The sequence below is a fragment of the Arthrobacter sp. NPDC056727 genome, assembly GCF_042790555.1.
Lineage (GTDB): Bacteria > Actinomycetota > Actinomycetes > Actinomycetales > Micrococcaceae > Arthrobacter.
Genome location: NZ_JBHTZA010000011.1, coordinates 131,137 through 149,622, shown reverse-complemented (window position 1 = coordinate 149,622; position 18,486 = coordinate 131,137). Strand labels below are relative to the sequence as shown.

Sequence of the window (18,486 nt, the reverse complement as noted above, 5' to 3'; positions counted from 1 at the left end):
AACGTACAGTTGCGGCCCCAAATCCACCCCAAAACGGGGCCACAACTGTACGTTCGCGCCCAGGCCGCCGGGAAAATTTTCACAGGCCGACGCAATTTTTAGGAATTTCCCGCAGGCTTCGAACGTTGCTTGGATAACGCCACAGGCGTACCGCGCCAGGGGCGCAAGGGAAAGGACGAGGCGATGAAACACATCGGCCACTTTGGACCCCGAAACTCCGCTGCGGACGCAACGGCCCCACACCCTTGGAGCCGGTATGTGGCAATTGGAGATTCGTTCACCGAGGGCGTCGGCGACCCCGAGGAACGCTGCGCCGGAGGGCTTCGGGGCTGGGCGGACCGGGTGGCAGAGGAGCTCAGTGCGGAGCGGAAAGACTTTGCCTACGCCAACCTGGCCATCCGCGGACTGCTTCTGGAACAGATTCTTGACCAGCAGACGGAGCCGGCGCTGGAGCTGAAGCCGGACCTGATCACGCTGTCTGCCGGCGGAAACGACATGGTGTTCCACCGGACCGATCCGGACAAGCTGGCCTCCAAACTGGAGGCGGGCGTGGAACGGCTGAGTGGCACCGGTGCCACCATCATGCTGTTCGCCGGGCCGGACTGGCGGCACACGCCGTTCCTGGGACGGAGCCGTTCCAGGGTGGCCATCTTCAACGAGAACATCCGGATTGTCGCCGCCGCGCACGACTGCCTGCTGGTGGACCTCTGGACCCTGCGGCAACTCAGGGATCCGCGCATGTGGGACCCGGACCGGCTGCATTTTTCGCCGCTGGGCCACCACACCATCGCCATGCAGGTCCTGGACACGCTCCAGGTGGAGCACTCATTGCAGCCGCTGGTGCCGAAGGCCCTGCCTAACAGCAACTGGCGCGATGCCAGGGCCGGGGACCTTGCCTGGGCCCGGAACTACTTCCTGCCGTGGGCGTGGCAGCGCATCGCGATGCAGCGCCTTCCCCTGCCGGGCGTCCACGACCACCCGGCGCCTGCGCCGCTGCTGCCGAAGCGGCCGGTCTTCGCCCCGGTTTACGCGGTGCGGACGGTGGCGGCCAAGGTGGCCTCCGAGTTCCTGGTGTAGGAACCTGTTGAGCGTACGACGGCGGGTGGGAACCCGCCGTCGTACGCCCGGTTTTGCCCGGGACGGGTTAGCCGACGGCGGCGGGCGCGAGGGTGATGTTTGCGAACTCGGGTCCGGTGGTGGCGGCGATCCAGTCGATCACGTCCTGCCGGTCGGTGCGGTAGGAGAAGTTGGTCCCCTTGCAGTAGCGGTTGTGGTTGAACGACGTGATGCCGGTGATGGTGTTGGACCCGGCGGTGCCGTAGAACAGCGGCCCGCCGGAGTCGGCGGTGCAGGTGCCGCCCAGGCCGTTGCCGTTGCCGTTGGTCTGGACGTTGTAGCCGTCGGTGCTGGCGCTGGTGAGGTTGGTCAGCCTGGACTCGGCCATCAGCCGTTCCCGGAACGAGGTCTCGCCTCCCGGGCCGGCCGCGGAAATGCCGTAGCCGCTGGAGGTGAATGTGGTGTCCTGCTGCCCGCGCCTGGCGGCCAGTGCGTCCAGCGTCCCGGGCGCGGCAAGGCGGGCGTATTCGTCGAGGGCGATGGGCTGGTCCAGGATCACCAGGCCGGCGTCCTTGGTTTCAGGCACGGCGGCCATGCTCGTGTAGCCGTAGTTGTGCACCTCGTGGGAGGTGGCGCACTGGGTTCCCAGCGTTCCCTCCGCGCAGGCGCCCGGATAGCCGGTGCCCGGATCTGTGCCGGTCTGCGGGCTCCAGTCCACGCCGGCATCCTGCTGGAAGTAGACGCGGGCCGAGGAAACACCGGCGGCGCAGTGCCCGGCGGTGAGGAATACCGTCGGCGTCAGCAGGGCACCCGAGCACCTGTGGTGGAACCCGCCGTCGGGACCGTAGAAGACAATCAGCCCCACGAACGGGTGCTCGTTGTCCTTGACGTAGTCGCCGGTGATCGCGCCGGCCGGAACCGCCGTCGTCACTGCCAGCAGTGCGGCAACGGCCAGCGCCCCGCTTCCGGCACAGAGTTTTTTCAAAAAGCGCAGTCTTTTCAATAAGCGCATACAAGCCCCAGCTTCCTTGCACGGGCGCCGGCAGCGCGCATCGATGTATGCGGCAGGCGCCGAGGTGGTGTCTCGGCCCGAATGGGACGGTGACTCAAGATACCACCTGTCAGCAGGCTGTTTTTCTTGACGGATTCTTGACCTTTTGCGGCATGGATCCCTGAGTTTGCCCCTGCATTGTTCTTCCCAGCAGGACATCCACTCGCAAGATTTGAAGGGGTCTCATCATGAAGAACAGCGCACTCATCAAGGGAACCGCCGCCATCGCCGTCGGTGCAGCGCTGCTGCTGGGCGGCGGCGGCACCCTGGCCTCCTGGAACGCCTCCCAAACCGCCACCCCCGGCACCATCGTCTCCGGCGACCTGAATGTCAGCGCCGCCGCCGGCGTCTGGACGGACCGTGCCGGTGCCACCATCAACATCGCCAGCTACAAGGTTGTCCCCGGCGACAAGCTGACCTACACCCAGGTCCTGAACGTCACCCTGACCGGCGACAAGATGGCCGCGAATATTACCACCTCTGGCACCGGTGCGGCGGACGGCTTCACCGCCGGGAACGTCACGGTGACCGGCCCCGCCCTCACCATCGGCGGCACTGCGGTAACCAACCCCCTGAAGACCTCCCAGACGGTTACCGCCACCATCACGTTCGAGTTCCTGTCCACCACGTCGGGCCGGTCCGACGTCGGCAAGAGCTACAACTTCGGCAACGTCGGCTTCAACCTGAACCAGATCACCCAGCCGGGCCTGTCCTAGCCCTAACTAGACTGCTTCCGGCAGCCGCTCAGGGCTCCCGGAAGCGCACGACGGCGGCCGGTCACCTTCCCCCAGGGTGGCCGGCCGTCTCTTTGGGTCTGGAGTTTTTGTACAGATAATGGGGGCTAAACACCCCGGAAGTCGCGACAACTGGACAAAAACTCCCAGCGCCACAGGGGTCCCGGTCAGCTTTCGGTGGCCGTTGCCTTCGGGTCCCGCGGTGCCGCCCGGAGGTGGGCGCGCTCGCCCTGCCGGCCGAACAGGCTGAGGAACTCCACGGGGCCGGCGCCGGTGGCGCCGAACCAGTGCGGGGTGCGCGTGTCGAACTCTGCGGCTTCACCCGGTTTGAGCAGCAGGTCGTGCTCGGCGAGGACCAGGCGGAGTGTCCCGTTCAGGACGTAAACCCAGTCGTACCCCTCGTGCGTCCGAAGCTCGGGTTCGGCGTTGTCGTCGCCGGTTGGCTTGACGATCTTGTAGGCCTGGATGCCGCCGGCCCGGCGGGTCAGGGGCAGGATGACCGAGCCGTCGCCGGAGGGAACCGGCCGCAGGTTGATGAGCGGGTTTCCGGTGGCGGGAGCATCCACCAGCTCGTCGATGGTCACGCCGTGGGCCCGCGCAAGGGGAAGCAGCTGTTCGAGGGTGGGGCGGCGGAGTCCGGCCTCAAGCCGGGACAGGGTGCTGACCGAGATGCCGGTCTCGCCGGCGAGGTCGGTGAGCGACAGGTCGCGGCGCTGCCGCAGCCGCTTCAGCCGTGGCCCGAGCGCATCGAGTGTCCGGTCGATGGAGTCGTCCATCAGTTGTCCTTTTCCGTTTGGCAAATATCTTTGCTGATCTTCATCCTTATCCGGAACCATTGTCAACAACGGACGGGAAATGACAGCCAGGAGGAGCAGATGGACAACGGATTCAAGCAGATGCGCGACGTAATTGTTGTCGGCGGGGGAGCGGCGGGACTGAGCGCGGCAATGATGCTCGCACGGTCACGCCGGAGCGTGGTGGTGGTGGACGCCGGTTTCCCGCGCAACGCTCCTGCCGACGGGGTCCACGGGCTGCTGGCCCGTGACGGGATGAGCCCGCTGGAGCTGCTGGCCCGCGGCCGCGAGGAGGCGCGCGGCTACGGCGCCGACATCGTGGACGGGGAGGTCATCGAGGTTTCGCACGCGCCGGACGGGTTCACCGTGACCCTGCGCAGCGGCGAGGTGCTGCACGGCCCCCGGCTGCTGATCGCCACCGGCCTGGTGGACGAGCTGCCGGATATCCCCGGTGTGCGCGAGCGGTGGGGCCGCGACGTCCTCCATTGCCCCTACTGCCATGGCTGGGAGGTCCGGGACCGCCGGATCGGTGTGATCGCGTCCGGGCCCACGTCGGTCCACCAGGCACTCATGTTCCGGCAGCTCAGTGACCGGGTCACCTTCTTTGCCCAGGACCACGAGCTCGACGCCGGCGAACGGGCCAAGTTCGACGCGCTGGGGATCGCTGTCATCACCGGTGATGTGGCCGCCGTCGAGCTCCAGGACGACCGGATGAGGGGCGTCCGCCTGGCTGACCGGACGCTTGCCGACGTCGAGGTTGTCGTGGTGGCGCCGCGCATGGTGGCCCGCTCCGAGCTGTTTGCCGGCATCGGCATCCAGGCCACCGCCCACCCGGCCGGCGCGTTCATCGAGACCGACGAGTTTGGCGCCACCTCGGTGCCGGGGGTGTGGGCAGCCGGCAACTCCTCGGACCTGAGCGCCCAGGTCGGTGCCGCGGCCGCGGCCGGTGCCCGGGCTGCCCAGCACATCAACGCGGTCATGGTCATGGACGACGCCGACCGGGCCGTCGCCCGGCAGGTCACCACGTCGGCCGTATCCCAGTAGCCCGGACGCGGCAACCCCCAAACCCTTGGAGTTTTTGTACAGATAATGGCCGCTAAACGCCCCTGAAGTCGCGACAAGTGGACAAAAACTCCAAGCGAAGAGGTCAGGGCAGGGGGCAGGCGATCTTGTTGTTCGAGTCGGTGAGTGTGAGGACCAGCTGGGCGGATGCCGTGGTCCCATCCGCGTAGGTGGCCGTTGCCTTCAAGGTGAGGGCTCCGCCGGGGCTGTCCTTGATGATCTGGGAGTTGACGTCCAGGCTGAGGGCGGAGCCGGGTGCACCGCCGTTGACCGTTCCCCACGTATACGTTTTGGGGATGGATCCGTTGCTCTGGAGCGCCCCGTAGGTGACGGTTGCGGTCTGGGGCAGCTGCAGGGTCAGTGTCGCGATTTTCTGGCTGGAATTGTTGGCGCAGGTCAGCGCGGTCACCGCCGGTCCCGGCCAGGCGGATGCGGCGGAGACTGACATTGTGGCCGTGGCCGGCTGCTGCCAGAGCGCGTGCGCGGCAGCTCCGCCCCCGCCGAGCAGCACCGTCAGCACGAATGCGACCATCGCGGCTCTTGCTCCCGGCACCCGGTCCACACGGCTCACTCTGTTGCTCCTCCATTCACGGCGCCGAATTCGCTTCCCATTGTTCTCCCTCAACCTCAGGTCTGCCCGGGGCTAATTCGCAGGATCGGCACAGGATCAGGGCAGGCTGGCGGCGTCGTAACTCACCGGTAAGGGCGGTCTTGTCCTGCCGTAGAGCGGGTTTTAAAGTTTGTGGCTATGAGCACCGTTGATCAGTCGGATGATTTTGAGCAGCTGCATGCCCTGATCTCCAACGCCGAGGACATCAAAGGGTTCCTGGACGGGATGACAGGTTTCGCGGCGGCCATGATGACGCGTTCCGCCGCCGCCCGGATAGAGTGCGCCGTGACCCTGCAGCGGCGCAAGCGCAGCGCGTCGATCGCGGGCAGCAGTGACGAGGCAGTCGTGCTGGACGAAATCGAACAGCACCTGGGCCAGGGGCCGTGCGAGGACGCGCTTCGGACGGGCGTCCCGGTGCTTCTCGCCGACGTCGCCACCGATCCGCGCTGGCCGCAGTACCGCGCGGCCCTTGAGACGGCAGGCTGCCGGAGCGTGTTGGGCATTCCGCTCAAGCTGGGGCCGGACGCCGCCGGAGTGCTGAACTTTTTCGCGCCGGCCACCGGCCTGTTCACCGAAGACGCCATTGCCGATGCCGAGATTTTCGCCGTCATGGCCGGGCAGGCCCTGCACCTGGCGCTGCGCATCGCCGCGGCGGACCAGCTCGCCGCGAACCTCAAGGCGGCCATGGAAAGCCGGACCGCGATCGACCTCGCCTGCGGCATCATCATGGCCCAGAACCGCTGCTCCCACGGCGAAGCCTTTCAGGTCCTCCGGCGCGGCTCCAGCACACGAAACCAGAAGCTGCACGCGCTCGCCGCGGACATTGTCGCGGGGGTCTCCGGTGCGGCGGTTGCGGTCACGCACTTCGAAGGACTGAACTGGGCGCACCGTTTATGTCTGGGCCAGTCAAGGGGGAACGTTCGACGGCGGTGGCTGGCCGACGTCGGATGTATTAGTGCTGGTATATTTCCCGGCGGTGGCCGACCGCTACGACGAGAACGATGAGTTGCGCATCCCGGATTTCATAGATGATCCCCCAAGATCATCGGCGTCGATCAAGGCTGCCACGCGGCGCCGGCGGCGCAGCAGATAAACAGGCTCATGACTGACACGGGCCGTGTCAACCGCCTCCGACAGGCGGCTCCGGGCATGGGTAACGGTCATCTCTGTCATGCAGCAATTTCAGGTGTCATAGCGCCGAAATGTACATAAGCGCCAGAAACGCGAGAATGATCAGAAGGGCCTGGAGTCTGACGACGGCGGGTGGCCGGCCGACGTCGGATGGTGTTCGGTAGCGGTTGGCGGCCGGATTGCTAGCTGAGTGACTCCAGCAGCGCGGTGCAGAGGTCCTCGCAGCGGCGGCAGACCTCAGCGCAGATCCTGCAGTGCTCATGCATTTGTGCGTGCTTTTCGCATTCGGCAGCGCACGCGGCGCAGGCAGTCCGGCAGGCCTCGAGCAGGGACCGGACGATCGAGGAACTGTCGCCGGTCTGACGGGTCAGGACTGCGCCGGTCGCGGCGCAGACGTCAGCGCAGTCCAGGTCGGTCGAGATGCACCTGGCGAGATCAGCCACCGTTTCCTCGGCCAGGCAGGAATCGGCGCAGGCGGTACAGATCTGGGCACATTCGAAACAGGCGGCGATACACGCGGCCAGCTTCTCCTTGTCCTCAGAACCGGTGCCTCCGGGGTGGGCGTTCAGCATCGCGGTGATGTGGTGCGGCATGGTCTGCTCCTGTCGGTGGTGGCTGCGCCTGCCTTTGATGACGCCACCATAGACCCGCCCGCCGCAGGAAACCATGGTCCCGTGCCGGCACCGGCGGCGCGGGGCCGCCGGTGCCGGAAGGATGCCGGCCTGGTGCTGGCCGGGCTGGCTCAGGAGCCGGTCAGAGCGTGGCCAGCAGGTCCTTCATCTCCTGGATTTCCTTCTGCTGCGCTGTGACGATGTTCTTGGCCAGGGCGACGGCGTCGGGGTTCTGTCCGCTGCCTTCCTCGGTCTTGGCCATCATGATGGCGCCCTGGTGGTGGGCTGTCATCTGGGTCAGGAACAGCTTCGCGGCTTCGGTGCCCTGGGCGGCGTCGAGTTTCTTCATGTCGTCGTCGCCCATCATGCCGCCCATGCCGGCGCCGTGGCTGGACATGTCGTGGCCGGCGGCTGCCCCGGTAGGCTCATTCCAGCTCCTGAGCCAGCCGGTCATCGTCTCGATCTCCGGGGCCTGCGCGGCCTTGATCCTCTCCGCGAGGGCGACGACGTTGGCCGGGATGTTCTTCTTTGCGAGCATCATGTCGCTCATCTCCACCGCCTGGGCGTGGTGGGGGATCATTGTCTGCGCGAACATCGTGTCGGCCGCGTTGTGTTCCGCGGCGGCCGCCGTTGTGCTGCCGGATGGGGCCGCAGTGGATGACGCAGGCGCGGATGACGTGCCGGTTGTGGTGGTGCCGCCGGATCCGCTGGCGCAGCCGGCCAGGGTGAGAGCCGCCGCGAGAACGGCCGTGGGCAGGGTCAGGGACTTCTTGTTCATGTAAATCAGGTCCTTCAAGCGTTCAATCGGCGCCGGGCGCCGGAAAAAGGGGTCAGCGCATCGGTGACGCGCGGGAACACGCGGGCATCCGCCCGCCGTCGTACTTGTGCCGGGTGGTCCCGGCCGGGCCCTGTTTTACGTCCGGCTGATGGACAATTTGCAAGGTGTTGGCGTGTCCGGCCTGTGGGCACTGCGCCCGCTCACCTGTCCCGCCGGGCCGGCGCGGACATACACTGCGGCAAACACGGCTGTCCCCGGCATCGGCGCGGCCAGGGTGCCTGTCTTGCCTAAGGGGGTGCACGAGGCGGTCACTACCTGTGTGCCGCTGCAGTTCCCGTCCGGGCATCCGGCCGCAGCCGAAATCTCTTCGCCGGCGGCATGGGCGGCACCTGCGGTGACGCCGTGGGCGGCCTCGCCCGCCGGGTGCGAGTGGTTCGAGTGGTGCGGGCGGCCAGCGGATGCGGCCGCCACCGCACCGGCCGGGCCGTGCATGAGGTGGTGGCCGCTCATCACATGCATGCCGAAAATGCCGGCGATCAGGGCGAGCACCAGGGAAAACATTCCGGCACGGCGCAGGAAGACCGTGGCAAGCCTGCGGACTGCAGTCATGACGGTTCCTCCTTCCGCGCAGGACGGGTGGTTTCAGGGGTACGTCTCTTAAAGCTACCCGGCGGAGGGGCCGGTCCGGGATGATTACGGCCCGGCAGGGTTCACCGGAACTGCGCTGGGTTCAGCTTGATCCGGCGCAGCAGTTGGGCGTTAAGTGCGACGACGATCGTGGACACCGACATGAGCACCGCGCCTGCCGCGGGGGAGAGCATGACGCCGGCGAACGCCAGCACGCCCGCCGCCAGCGGGACGGAGATGACGTTGTAGCCCGTGGCCCACACCAGGTTCTGCCACATCTTCCGGTAGCTCGCGCGGGACAGGTCAACCATGGAGAGCACGGCCCGGGGGTCGTTCCCGGCCAGCACCACGCCGGCCGATTCCATGGCGACGTCGGTTCCGGCGCCGATGGCGATGCCCACCTCGGCCCTGGCCAGGGCGGGGGAATCGTTGACGCCGTCCCCGACCATGGCCACCCTGAAACCCCGGTCCTGCAGTTCGCTGACCTTCTTGTCCTTGTCCGCGGGCAGGACCTCGGCGAAGACCTCGTCGATGTGCAGTTCGGCCGCCACCGCCTGGGCAACCTGCCGGGCGTCGCCGGTGACCATGGCCACCTTGATGCCCCGGTCCTGCAGGGCTGCGACCGCCTGCCGCGACTCAGGCCGGACGGCGTCTTCGAGGCTGACGGCGCCCAGCACCCGGCCGTCGGCCAGGACGTGGAGCACGGCGGCGCCGCGGTCCATCCAGCCCCCGGTCGTCGCGGCGAGCTCCGCCGGTTCGGTCACCCCGAGTTCCCGCAGCAGGGAAGGCCCGCCCACCTGCACCATCCGTCTGGACACGGTGGCTCTCACGCCCCGGCCCGTCATGGAGGCGAACCCCGTGGCGGGAGGAACGGAGAGGCCCCGATCCCTGGCCGCCCGCACGATCGCCCGTGCCACCGGGTGCTCGCTGTCCGCTTCCACCGCGGCAGCCAGCGCCAACAGCCCGTCCCGGCCCACGCCGTCGGAAGCGGCAACAACGTCCCGCACCTCCGGCTCACCCCTGGTGAGGGTGCCGGTCTTGTCGAAGAGAACGACGCCGACCGTCCGCATCCGCTCCAGCGCCATCCGGTTCTTGATCAGGACCCCTGCCCGGGCAGCCTGCTCGGTGGAGATCGCGATCACCAGCGGAATGGCCAGGCCCAGGGCGTGCGGGCAGGCGATCACCAGGACGGTGACCGTGCGGGTGACCGCCTCCGGGACGCTGCCCAGCAGGGTCCAGACGATGAAGGTGACCACGCCGGCTCCCGCGGCGAAGTAGAACAGGAACGCCGCGGCCCGGTCCGCGAGGGCCTGCGCCCGGGACGAGGAGGCCTGCGCCTCGGCCACCAGCCGCTGGATGCCCGCCAGCGCGGTGTCGTCCCCGACGGCGGTGATGCGGACCCGGACCGAATTGTCGGTGGCGACCGTCCCGGCGATGACCGCCTCCCCGGGGGAGCGCGGCACGGTCCTGGATTCGCCGGTGATCATCGATTCGTCGAACTCGGCCTGCCCTTCGGTCACCGTGCCGTCCGCGGGCATCCGTGCCCCGGACCGGACCAGCACCAGGTCCCCGGCGCGGAGATCGGACACGCTGACAGTTTCCGTGCCGGTATGGGTGATGCGCTCGGCTTCGTCCGGCAGCAGCGCGGCCAGGGCGTCGAGCGCCCCCTGCGCCGATCCGGGGGCGCGCATCTCGATCCAGTGGCCCAGGAGCATGATGGCCACCAGCAGGGCAAGCTCCCACCAGAAGTCCAGATCGAAGCCGCCGATGCCCAGGCTGGTCACCCAGGAGGCAGCGAACGCCACGCTGATGGCCATGCCGATCAGCAGCATCATGCCGGGGCGGCGGGTCTGCAGCTCATTCAGGCCGCCCCGGAGGAAGGGCTGGCCGCCATAGAGGAAGATGACGGTGCCCAGGACCGGCGGGATCCACTCGGAGCGCGGGAACTGCGGCGGCATGTAGCCCAGCAGCTGGCTGAACATCGGGCTGAAATAGACCACCGGAACGGACAGGGCCAGGGTCAGCCAGAACCGGTTCTTGAACATCGCGGTGCTGTGCCCGGCATGCTGCCCGTGGCTATGGACCACACGGTCGTCGTGGCCCGCATGCGGACCGTGTCCGACGCCGGCAGCCCGGGCAGGTGCGGGAGTGGACGTTGCGTTGTGTTCCGCGAGGTCGGCGGTCGCCGTGCGCGGTGAGGCGTGCTCTTCCATGATGTGTCAGCTCCATTCCACTGTGACGGATGGGGGCGCTGGGGTTGAACGGCTGTGACGGGGAGGCAGTCCCCTGGACATACCACTTCACTGACAACATCGAAAATATACCCCCGGGGGGTATGTAGGTCAAGAGGCTTTGGTCCCTTTGCCGCGGGGGTTGTCGCCGGCGTCAGTGGTGGATGGTTTCCTGGTCGCGGTGGGCGGCCGGCTCGATCTGGAACGTGGAGTGTTCGATGCTGACTTCGAAGTGTTCGGCCACGCAGCGTTGCAGGTCGGCCAGGATGGTGGCGGCGTGCCCGTCCTTCATGCAGGTGTCCTGGACGGTGACGTGGGCGGAGAGGACCGGCGTGCCGGAGGCGACGAGTGAGGCGTGCAGGTCGTGGACGTCGATGACGTGGGGCAGGGCAAGGATGTGTTCGCGGACCTCACCCAGGTCCAGGCCCGCGGGGGCGTTTTCCATCAGCACGTTGACCGTGTCGCGGAGAAGCTTCAGGGTGCGGGGGATGATCAGGGCGCCGATGAGGAGGGAGACGACGGCGTCGGCCCGGGTCCAGCCTGTCAGGGCGATGATGATGGCGGCGGCGATGACGGCGACCGATCCGAGTGCGTCGTTGAGGACTTCGAGGAAGGCGGCCTTCATGTTGAAGTTGTGGTGCCGTCCGGATGCGAGGACCAGGAGTCCGATGGCGTTGCCTGCCAGGCCGATGACGCCGAACCACAGCATGGTGGATCCGGCCACCTCCGGGGGTTCGAAGAGCCTGCGGATGCCTTCGACGATGACGAATCCGCCCACGCCGAGCAGCAGCGCGGCCTGCCCGGCGGCGGCGACGATCTCGGCGCGTTTGTAGCCCCAGGTGCGTTTCAGGGTGGCCGGTTTCATGGCCAGGGACGCGGCGATCAGGGCGATGAGCAGCCCGGCGGTGTCGGTGAACATGTGTCCGGCGTCGGCCAACAGCGCCAGGCTCCCGGTCAGGACCGTGCCCACGATCTCCGCGACCATGACCGCGGCGGTGATCGCGAAGACAACTGTCAGTTTCCCGCGGTTCGCGGTTGCCGCGCCGTGGCTGTGGTCGTGGCCGCTCATGATCTCCCCTCCGGGCGGTTGGCGGTCACCGGCAGCCCCAGCGGCTGCGGTGCCGGATCCTCGGCGCAGTCATCGCAGCACGCGCCGGCCGGAGCCGCATCCGTGACGGCAAGGCCGGCATGGCCGGCTTCGGCGGCCGTATGCGGAACAGTGCAGCAGATGTCCCCGCGCCAGGCGTTGACGCCTTCCCGGACGGCGATGGCGGCAATCACCAGGGCTGCGCCGGCGTCGGCCCACCACCAGCCCAGGGTGCTGTTGAGGACCAGGCCGAGCAGCAGCACCGCCGACAGGTAGGTGCACAGCAGGGTCTGTTTGGAATCGGCGACGGCGGTTTTGGAACCGAGCTCGCGGCCGGCCCGGCGCTGCAGCCACGACAGGACCGGCATGATGGCCAGGCTCAGTGTGGCGATCACGATCCCGGCAATGGAATGCCGGGCTTCGCCGCCACCGGTCAGGGACCTGACGGCGTCGACGGTCACGAACGCCGCCAGGGCGAAAAAGGACACCGCGATGATCCGCAGCGTCAGGTGCTCACGCCGCTCCGGGTCCCTGGCGGAGAACTGCCAGGACAGAGCCAGGGCCGAGGCGACCTCGATCACCGAATCCAGCCCGAATCCGAGAAGTGCCGACGAGTCGGCCACTCCGCCGGCCCACAGCGAGGCCGCCGCCTCAATGAGGTTGTAGCTGATCGTCGCAGCGGCAAAGATCCGGATCCGGCGGGTCAGCACGGCCCGTTGCGCCGGGGCGGGGGAGAGTTGCACCGCGCCCGTGCCTGGCACTGCACTCATACCAGGCATGTCCCGTCAGGATCGCAGCAGGCCGGATCGACCGCCAGCACCACCCCGATCAGGTCCCGGATCGCATGGCCCAGGCGCGCGTCCGCGAGTTCATAGCGTGTCCGCCGGCCATCCGGAACCGCCACCACCAGGCCGCATCCCCGCAGGCAGGTCAGGTGGTTCGAGATGCTCTGCCGGGACACCCCGAGGGAATCGGCCAGATCGGCGGGGTAGGAGGGGGCGTCCGCGAGGGCCAGCAGGATCCGTGCGCGGGTGGCGTCCGAAACCGCATACCCGAACCGGGCCAGCACGGGTGCATGCGTGAGGGTTTCCATACGCTCAAAGTACATCCGTGGATGTACTCACGCAAAGATGTACTCGCCGGATACCCGTTCGACGGCGGTGGTCCGGTTCCGGGCGTACCGGATCGAAGCGGCCCGCCCGCCCTATCCCCGAACGTCCGCAGGCCATAAGCTCCACCCATGGCTTCCGTCATCGTCTGCAGCGGCCCCCACGACGGCCACGTTTCGCCCATGCTCGGAGTGGCCCGGCAGCTGATCGGCCGCGGACACCGGGTGCGGTTTCTGACCGGCCCCAAGTACCAGGACGCAGTAAAGGCCAGCGGCGCGGAGTTCCTGCCGCTCGGGCCGGGCGCCGAGGAGCCGCCGGAGAACAGTGACGCATCCGGGCTGCAGGCCATCCGCGACGGTGTGAAGGCGCTGGTCATCGACCCCGCCCGGGGGCAGTACCTGCCGCTCGCCGCGGCCATCGCCGACGAACCCACGGACGCCGTCCTGGCCGAGATCAGCTTCATGGCGGCATCCATTCTCACACGCCAGCCCCGGGCCGGCCGCCCGCCGGTGATCGCCTGCGGCATCCTGCCCCTGACGCTGTCCAGCCCGGACTGCGCACCCTTCGGGCTCGGGCTGCCGCCCGGAAGCGGGCCCGCCTCGCGCCTGCGCAACCGGGCGCTGAACTGGCTCGTGGCGAACGTGGCGCTGAAGGACACGCAGCGGCAGGTGGACCAGCGGATGCGCGAACTGGGCGGAGTGGGCCTGAACGGTGACTTCTTCCTCGACTGGGCGCGCAACGCCGACCTCTTCGCCCAGTTCACCGTGGAGGAGTTCGAGTACCCGCGCTCGGATGCCCCGGACAACCTGCGCTTCTTCGGCCCGATGTCCCGGCACGCAGCCTCGGCATCCGTGACGCCGAAGCCCGATTGGTGGGGCGAGCTGGACGGCTCCCGCCCGGTGGTCTACGTGACGCAGGGGACCGTCTCCAACGAGGACTTCACCGCCCTGGTGGGCCCCACGCTTGAGGGCCTTGCGGGGGAGGACGTCACCGTCGTCGTCAGCACCGGCCGCCGTCCGCTGGGCGCGCTTCCGCCGCTCCCGGCCAATGCCCGCGCCGCCGAGTTCCTGCCGGACGCGGAACTCCTGCCGAAGGTCGCCGTCTACATCACCAACGGCGGCTACGGCGGGCTCCATTACGCCATGGAAAGCGGCGTGCCCATCGTGGTCGCGGGGGATACCGAGGACAAGCCGGAAGGGGCCGCCCGGGTGGCCTGGGCCGGCGTCGGAATCAATCTCAGAACGGGACGGCCCAAGCCGGAGGCCATCCGGGATGCCGTGCGGAAGGTCCTGGGCGACGGCCGCTACGGGGCCGGAAGCCGGCGGATCGGGGCCGCCATCAAGGCCTCGCCAGGCGTGGACGGGCTCATCGAGGAAATGGAAGCGATGCTGCGGAAGGAGTGAACGGCATGGACAATTCAGCGGACGGCGGCAATGCACTGACGCACCTCCAGCACCCGCGCTTCGCCCGCGCCTATGCGCGTGCGGTCGGGCGGATGAACCGCCGCGGTGCCACCGAACACCGCCGCCGCATGCTGGCCGGCCTGCACGGGACGGTCATCGAAATCGGTGCAGGGGAAGGATCGGCCTTTGCGCTCTACCCGCCGGCCGTCACCCGCGTTCTGGCCCTGGAACCCGATGACTACCTCAGAGGCCTTGCCCTGAAACGGGCCGCCACGGCCGCCGTGTCGGTGACGGTGATGCCTGCCGCAGCCGAGCGCATCCCGGCCGGCGACGGCAGTGCGGATGCCGTCGTCGCCAGTCTCGTGCTGTGCAGCGTCGCCGACCAGGCTGCCGCGCTCGCGGAAATCCGGCGCGTCCTGCGCCCGGGCGGGACCCTTGCCTACTACGAGCACGTCCGCTCGGAGCGCCCCGTCCTGGCCGCCGTCGAGGACCTGCTCACGCCGGCATGGCAGCGGCTGGCCGGCGGGTGCCACCCCAACCGGGACACCCTCGCCGCCATCACCGCGGCCGGATTCACCATCCGGGACAACCAGCGGTTCGGCTTCGCCGTCCAGTCCCTGGCCCCTCCCGTGGCGCACATCCTCGGCCACGCCACCTGCCCCGGGGCGTCATATTGAAAGCGCAATCTGAATCCCACAAATCAGGTGCTGTAAAACACCTTTCAGGCTTGTAACGTGTGATGTGGGAGTGGACTTGGAACTGGTGCTGGGCCGGTTCGAGGATCCCCCGGACGTGGAGTTGACCATGAACGCCGTGGAAGTGGCGGTCGTCATAGAAGACGACGTCGACATGCGCAATCTGCTGCAGGCAGTTCTGGCTCAGGCTGGTTTTGCCGTTTACACCGCCGTGAACGGGCTGGAGGGGATCGACGTCGTCCGGCGCCGGGCTCCCCAGGTGGTCACCTTGGATGTAGGTCTTCCGGACATCGACGGGTTCGAGGTCCTGAGGCGCATCCGGTCCTTCAGCGATGCCTATGTCGTGATGCTCACGGGCCGGGCGCAGGAGTCGGACGTTCATGACGCGCTGCAGGCCGGGGCGGATGACTACGTCATGAAGCCGTTCCGTCCCCGGGAACTGCGGACCCGGATCGCGGCGATGCTCGGTCCCGGACCCGCCGAGCGCATTCTTCCGGGGTAGCTTCCGCTGAATGCCGATGGCCGTCACCGGCCGGGCCGGGTCAGCTGCAACTGTGGAACGCCGCACTCAGGAGGCGTTGACCGTGACAGTGCGCGTGGCCAGGACCTCCGATGTGATCCAGTGCAGGAACTGCACGCTTATGGTGTACTTTCCCGGGGCGGGAGGGTGCAGCAGGTAATCGAACTTCTCCGCGGCACCCGACTTGATGATGTTGGTGAGGAGCGGCTGCCCTGCGATGGAGGGCTGCACGGCCGGGCCGTTGGGGTTTGGAGTGGTCCAGAACGGCCGGCCGTCGTGGGCGATCAGCTCGGCAATCCTGGCCGGCCTGCCTTCCGCGTCCGTGATCATCGTGAGGGTGGGGAAGTAGTCCACGTTGAGGAATCGGACAAGTGTGGGGTGTTTGCCGTTCCGGACCACATTGGCCCGCATCTGCGAGATGGCCCAGACGATGTCGTCACCCTTGGGGCGGCTGGGGATGTTGCCGCCCAGCAGGAAGAAGTGCTTGGGCTCGAACCGGTTCAGCCCGGCATCCTCGCCGTTAAGTCCCGCAGCGTGGTTCAGCTCGTGCCACCGGGGATCAAGGGAGTAGGGGGCCATCAGGGTTTCGGTCGCGATGTCGTACAGCGGACCTTCGAAGGAATGGCGGCGCGCCCCAGCTGGTGCCGGCATGGCCGGATTCGAGGGAGGGTCAATGACGATCGGGCCGAACATGCCCATCTGGACGTGGAGCGGGGTGTTGACGTGGCAGTGGTAGAAGTAGGTCCCCGCCGAGCCCCGGTTGGGATTGCCGCGCTCGGCCAGGTCCGGCCTCCACTGGTATGTGTAGTGTCCGGTGACCTCGAAGGAGGTGTGGCCCACGCCGTCGTTGCGCGGGTCCGGTTCGATGCCGTGCCAGTGGATCGTATGGACCCTCTTGCTGGGTTTGATAGTGGCCTGGAACAGGTGGCCCTCCTGCATCCGCACTGTTGTTCCGGGGATTTGGCGGCCGAACTTGTTGCCCTCGAAGGTCCACATCTCGTGTTCGGAGCCGTCAGGGAAGGTGAACTTCCGATTGAAGAAGTCCATCTCGAAGAAGACGGCCCGCTTCAGCGGAAATTCGGTCTTCGGGCTGCCCTCATGGGGCTGGTCCGAGGAGAAGTCCACCTGGCTCCTGAACGTGTGGTGCGGATCGGCGGCAGTGGGCGGCGTCCCTTGCACCGGGGCGGGCTGGGCGGCGAGCACCCAGTCCGCCACAAGTCCGCCGGGGTAGAGCCCGCCGCGGGCCGTCTGGGAAGGTTCCGCGTGGCAGTGCATGGGGTACGTCCAGTCCTCGTTCCTGGCGTTCCACACCTGGTCCACTACATCCGGTGCCCTGCGGACCGGAAGCATAGATTCCTTGCGTTCCAACGGCTGCAGCTGGATGGTGTCCTCCCATTGCTGGAGCTGGACATCGCCCTGCGGTGACACCCGGCCGTTGGACCTTGGAAAGTCGATGCCGTTTGCCCGGACGGTCCAGACGTGGTTGCCGTGGTAGTGGAGCTGGTGGTCCACGATGCCGGCGTTGAGCATCCGCATGAGGTGACCGGTACGGATGGCTCCGGCTGACGGGGTGGCGCTGAAGTTGCGCACGTCGGTTTCGCGCGGGTGGCCTGAGGGCAGCGTGTCCTCGTGCCGCCGGTCATTGAAGGCCAGGTCGGTGGTGACGGCCAGCGACTGGAACCCGGAGAACCCGTTGATGGTGAAATAGTTCGGCACCGGCGGGGTGGCGAGTGGGTCAACCGTCTGCCCCCTCGAGGAGATGCGGGCCCAGTTGGAGTCCACGTCGTGGCACAGCCACAGCCACTGGCGCTCGAATTCCGCGGCGCCGGCCGCAAGCCGCCAGGCGTTGCGCGGGTCGATCACTACGAGGGCGCCGTACAGGCCGAGGGTCCGTTCCACCGGCTGGTTGCCCGGGTCCGTGTACAGGTAGGTCCCGGGCCGGGGGACCGCAAACCGAAGGAGCTTCGATTTTCCCGGCGCGACCGGACCGGAGCCGATGTCCGCCCCGCCGGGGCCGGCTCGGTGGAACCGGATCTCATGCGGGTGCGCGAGGTTGTTGTGCACCATCACCTCGAGGGTGCTGCCGGTCTCAGCGATGAGGGTTCGTGGCGGAAAGAAGCTGGCCCAGTAACCGCGACGGGCAAGGAACTGCCGGGCTTGTGAAGGGTCAGGCCGCAAAGGTGTCGGCCTCCCATGGGGAGGCACAGGAGCGCCCAGCGGATACGTCCGGCTCGCGACCACCCGTCCGTTCGCCGTGATGACCCTCGGGCTCAGCGCCAGCGCCGGGTTCGGATCGTTGACTCCCGTGCGCCGGTCCCCGAAACCCCGGTGGTAAACCAATGATCCGTCCACCATCGGAACGAACCCGTCGTTGACGTGGATATCCAAGGCTGCCATTGCCGACCTCCTGTGTCGTGGAGACCGGGAATAGATGCGGAACACAGGTCCATGTCGCCCCCAATTGCGTTTACAGACAGCACTCATGGTGGTTACCGCATGCTACGAAAATCTTGGGGTTTCTTAATGTCCTGACATGCACCGCTGTAGCGCGGACGGGCCCTGCCAGCGAGGTTTCGACAAGCTCAACCAGTGGCTCTTGTGGTCAGCCCAGGTTTTCCTTAAGCAGCGCCCGGTGTTCGACGGCGGCCGCTTGGTGGAGCTTGCGGCCCGCCTCGGTCAGTTCCAGGTAAAGCGAGCGGCGGTCGTCGGCACAGGACTGTCGGGTCAGCAACCCGGCCTTCTCCAGCCGGTCCACCACCTTGGAGACGGCGCTCTGGCTCATGGGGGTCCGCTCGCCGAGTTCCTTCATCCGGCATGATGACTTGCTGTTCTCCGCCACCAGGTCCAGGATCTCGAACTCGTTCAGGCCGATGCTGAACTTGGCTTCCAGCGTCCGGCCAAGGGCGCACGAGGTGCGCAGGTACGCGTCCTGGATGCTGCGCCATTGCTCAACCAGTGTGCGGTCCGTCGTCGATGCCATGCCCCGA

19 protein-coding genes and 2 pseudogenes are annotated in these 18,486 nt (G+C 67.6%); 7 read left to right on the top strand and 14 right to left on the bottom strand.

Annotated elements, in window-relative coordinates; genetic code table 11:
• Window positions 1-201: hypothetical protein (locus tag ACFRAH_RS13150; protein ID WP_377991319.1), on the bottom strand; the 201-nt coding region annotated here is incomplete at its 3' end.
• Between the two features lie 63 nt (window positions 202-264).
• Between ACFRAH_RS13150 and ACFRAH_RS13145 the strand changes: the two genes are divergently transcribed.
• Window positions 265-1,077 carry an SGNH/GDSL hydrolase family protein gene (locus ACFRAH_RS13145; protein ID WP_377991341.1) on the top strand — a complete coding sequence of 271 codons (813 nt, stop codon included), beginning with the start codon at window positions 265-267 and terminating at the stop codon, window positions 1,075-1,077.
• A gap of 67 nt (window positions 1,078-1,144) precedes the next feature.
• Here ACFRAH_RS13145 and ACFRAH_RS13140 read toward each other — a convergent pair whose 3' ends face one another.
• On the bottom strand, window positions 1,145-2,041 hold the full coding sequence (locus tag ACFRAH_RS13140; protein ID WP_377991318.1) for a trypsin-like serine protease: 897 nt from the start codon (window positions 2,039-2,041) through the stop codon (window positions 1,145-1,147).
• A gap of 254 nt (window positions 2,042-2,295) precedes the next feature.
• Between ACFRAH_RS13140 and ACFRAH_RS13135 the strand changes: the two genes are divergently transcribed.
• Window positions 2,296-2,823, top strand: a complete 528-nt coding sequence (locus tag ACFRAH_RS13135) for an alternate-type signal peptide domain-containing protein (protein ID WP_377991317.1) — start codon at window positions 2,296-2,298, stop codon at window positions 2,821-2,823.
• Between the two features lie 185 nt (window positions 2,824-3,008).
• Here the strand turns inward: ACFRAH_RS13135 and ACFRAH_RS13130 are convergent, their stop codons facing one another.
• Window positions 3,009-3,617 (bottom strand): helix-turn-helix domain-containing protein, encoded by a 609-nt coding sequence (locus tag ACFRAH_RS13130; RefSeq protein WP_377991316.1) that lies wholly within the window; start codon window positions 3,615-3,617, stop codon window positions 3,009-3,011.
• 99 nt (window positions 3,618-3,716) lie between these two features.
• Between ACFRAH_RS13130 and ACFRAH_RS13125 the strand changes: the two genes are divergently transcribed.
• The gene (locus tag ACFRAH_RS13125) at window positions 3,717-4,679 is read left to right on the top strand and encodes an NAD(P)/FAD-dependent oxidoreductase (RefSeq protein WP_377991315.1); all 963 of its coding nucleotides are present in this window, start codon (window positions 3,717-3,719) and stop codon (window positions 4,677-4,679) included.
• Between the two features lie 103 nt (window positions 4,680-4,782).
• Here the strand turns inward: ACFRAH_RS13125 and ACFRAH_RS13120 are convergent, their stop codons facing one another.
• The gene (locus ACFRAH_RS13120; RefSeq protein ID WP_377991314.1) at window positions 4,783-5,268 is read right to left on the bottom strand and encodes a hypothetical protein; all 486 of its coding nucleotides are present in this window, start codon (window positions 5,266-5,268) and stop codon (window positions 4,783-4,785) included.
• Window positions 5,269-5,445: 177 nt separating this feature from the next.
• Here ACFRAH_RS13120 and ACFRAH_RS13115 point away from each other — a divergent pair, with 177 nt between their 5' ends.
• A complete protein-coding gene (locus ACFRAH_RS13115; RefSeq protein WP_377991313.1) occupies window positions 5,446-6,312 on the top strand; it encodes a GAF and ANTAR domain-containing protein in 867 nt (288 codons plus the stop codon).
• A 48-nt stretch (window positions 6,313-6,360) separates the two neighbouring features.
• On the opposite strand, the pseudogene ACFRAH_RS13110 reads toward ACFRAH_RS13115, so the two are convergent.
• The 8 genes and pseudogenes from ACFRAH_RS13110 to ACFRAH_RS13075 all read right to left on the bottom strand — a co-directional run.
• Window positions 6,361-6,471 (bottom strand): annotated as a pseudogene (locus ACFRAH_RS13110) (type II toxin-antitoxin system Phd/YefM family antitoxin); the annotation flags it as partial.
• Between the two features lie 149 nt (window positions 6,472-6,620).
• Window positions 6,621-7,031 (bottom strand): four-helix bundle copper-binding protein, encoded by a 411-nt coding sequence (locus ACFRAH_RS13105; protein WP_377991312.1) that lies wholly within the window; start codon window positions 7,029-7,031, stop codon window positions 6,621-6,623.
• Between the two features lie 160 nt (window positions 7,032-7,191).
• The gene (locus ACFRAH_RS13100) at window positions 7,192-7,827 is read right to left on the bottom strand and encodes a DUF305 domain-containing protein (protein WP_377991311.1); all 636 of its coding nucleotides are present in this window, start codon (window positions 7,825-7,827) and stop codon (window positions 7,192-7,194) included.
• Between the two features lie 135 nt (window positions 7,828-7,962).
• Window positions 7,963-8,436, bottom strand: a complete 474-nt coding sequence (locus ACFRAH_RS13095) for a hypothetical protein (protein ID WP_377991310.1) — start codon at window positions 8,434-8,436, stop codon at window positions 7,963-7,965.
• Window positions 8,437-8,537: 101 nt separating this feature from the next.
• The gene (locus ACFRAH_RS13090; protein WP_377991309.1) at window positions 8,538-10,667 is read right to left on the bottom strand and encodes a copper-translocating P-type ATPase; all 2,130 of its coding nucleotides are present in this window, start codon (window positions 10,665-10,667) and stop codon (window positions 8,538-8,540) included.
• A 172-nt stretch (window positions 10,668-10,839) separates the two neighbouring features.
• Window positions 10,840-11,754, bottom strand: a complete 915-nt coding sequence (locus tag ACFRAH_RS13085; RefSeq protein ID WP_377991308.1) for a cation diffusion facilitator family transporter — start codon at window positions 11,752-11,754, stop codon at window positions 10,840-10,842.
• Entirely contained in the window at window positions 11,751-12,542 is a 792-nt protein-coding gene (locus ACFRAH_RS13080; RefSeq protein ID WP_377991307.1) for a cation transporter, read from the bottom strand. The genes ACFRAH_RS13085 and ACFRAH_RS13080 overlap by 4 nt, the downstream gene beginning before the upstream one ends.
• A complete protein-coding gene (locus tag ACFRAH_RS13075) occupies window positions 12,539-12,865 on the bottom strand; it encodes an ArsR/SmtB family transcription factor (protein ID WP_377991306.1) in 327 nt (108 codons plus the stop codon). The genes ACFRAH_RS13080 and ACFRAH_RS13075 overlap by 4 nt, the downstream gene beginning before the upstream one ends.
• A gap of 147 nt (window positions 12,866-13,012) precedes the next feature.
• On the opposite strand from ACFRAH_RS13075, the gene ACFRAH_RS13070 reads away from it, so the two are divergent.
• The 3 genes and pseudogenes from ACFRAH_RS13070 to ACFRAH_RS13060 all read left to right on the top strand — a co-directional run.
• Window positions 13,013-14,284, top strand: a complete 1,272-nt coding sequence (locus ACFRAH_RS13070) for a glycosyltransferase (protein WP_377991305.1) — start codon at window positions 13,013-13,015, stop codon at window positions 14,282-14,284.
• 5 nt (window positions 14,285-14,289) lie between these two features.
• Entirely contained in the window at window positions 14,290-14,961 is a 672-nt protein-coding gene (locus tag ACFRAH_RS13065; protein WP_377991304.1) for a class I SAM-dependent methyltransferase, read from the top strand.
• Between the two features lie 127 nt (window positions 14,962-15,088).
• Window positions 15,089-15,445: pseudogene (locus tag ACFRAH_RS13060) on the top strand (response regulator transcription factor); the annotation flags it as partial.
• A 102-nt stretch (window positions 15,446-15,547) separates the two neighbouring features.
• Here the strand turns inward: ACFRAH_RS13060 and ACFRAH_RS13055 are convergent.
• Entirely contained in the window at window positions 15,548-17,896 is a 2,349-nt protein-coding gene (locus tag ACFRAH_RS13055) for a multicopper oxidase domain-containing protein (protein ID WP_377991303.1), read from the bottom strand.
• A gap of 205 nt (window positions 17,897-18,101) precedes the next feature.
• Window positions 18,102-18,479 (bottom strand): MarR family winged helix-turn-helix transcriptional regulator, encoded by a 378-nt coding sequence (locus tag ACFRAH_RS13050; RefSeq protein WP_377991302.1) that lies wholly within the window; start codon window positions 18,477-18,479, stop codon window positions 18,102-18,104.
• Window positions 18,480-18,486 lie beyond the last annotated feature (7 nt).

Bases quoted from the DNA above. Each gene is read 5' to 3' on its own strand.
- ACFRAH_RS13090 (WP_377991309.1), bottom strand. From the start codon at position 10,667: ATGGAAGAGCACGCCTCACCGCGCACGGCGACCGCCGACCTCGCGGAA.
- ACFRAH_RS13085 (WP_377991308.1), bottom strand. From the start codon at position 11,754: ATGAGCGGCCACGACCACAGCCACGGCGCGGCAACCGCGAACCGCGGG.
- ACFRAH_RS13055 (WP_377991303.1), bottom strand. From the start codon at position 17,896: ATGGCAGCCTTGGATATCCACGTCAACGACGGGTTCGTTCCGATGGTG.
- ACFRAH_RS13065 (WP_377991304.1), top strand. From the start codon at position 14,290: ATGGACAATTCAGCGGACGGCGGCAATGCACTGACGCACCTCCAGCAC.
- ACFRAH_RS13100 (WP_377991311.1), bottom strand. From the start codon at position 7,827: ATGAACAAGAAGTCCCTGACCCTGCCCACGGCCGTTCTCGCGGCGGCT.
- ACFRAH_RS13050 (WP_377991302.1), bottom strand. From the start codon at position 18,479: ATGGCATCGACGACGGACCGCACACTGGTTGAGCAATGGCGCAGCATC.
- ACFRAH_RS13135 (WP_377991317.1), top strand. From the start codon at position 2,296: ATGAAGAACAGCGCACTCATCAAGGGAACCGCCGCCATCGCCGTCGGT.
- ACFRAH_RS13115 (WP_377991313.1), top strand. From the start codon at position 5,446: ATGAGCACCGTTGATCAGTCGGATGATTTTGAGCAGCTGCATGCCCTG.
- ACFRAH_RS13125 (WP_377991315.1), top strand. From the start codon at position 3,717: ATGGACAACGGATTCAAGCAGATGCGCGACGTAATTGTTGTCGGCGGG.
- ACFRAH_RS13095 (WP_377991310.1), bottom strand. From the start codon at position 8,436: ATGACTGCAGTCCGCAGGCTTGCCACGGTCTTCCTGCGCCGTGCCGGA.
- ACFRAH_RS13070 (WP_377991305.1), top strand. From the start codon at position 13,013: ATGGCTTCCGTCATCGTCTGCAGCGGCCCCCACGACGGCCACGTTTCG.
- ACFRAH_RS13080 (WP_377991307.1), bottom strand. From the start codon at position 12,542: ATGAGTGCAGTGCCAGGCACGGGCGCGGTGCAACTCTCCCCCGCCCCG.
- ACFRAH_RS13075 (WP_377991306.1), bottom strand. From the start codon at position 12,865: ATGGAAACCCTCACGCATGCACCCGTGCTGGCCCGGTTCGGGTATGCG.
- ACFRAH_RS13105 (WP_377991312.1), bottom strand. From the start codon at position 7,031: ATGCCGCACCACATCACCGCGATGCTGAACGCCCACCCCGGAGGCACC.
- ACFRAH_RS13130 (WP_377991316.1), bottom strand. From the start codon at position 3,617: ATGGACGACTCCATCGACCGGACACTCGATGCGCTCGGGCCACGGCTG.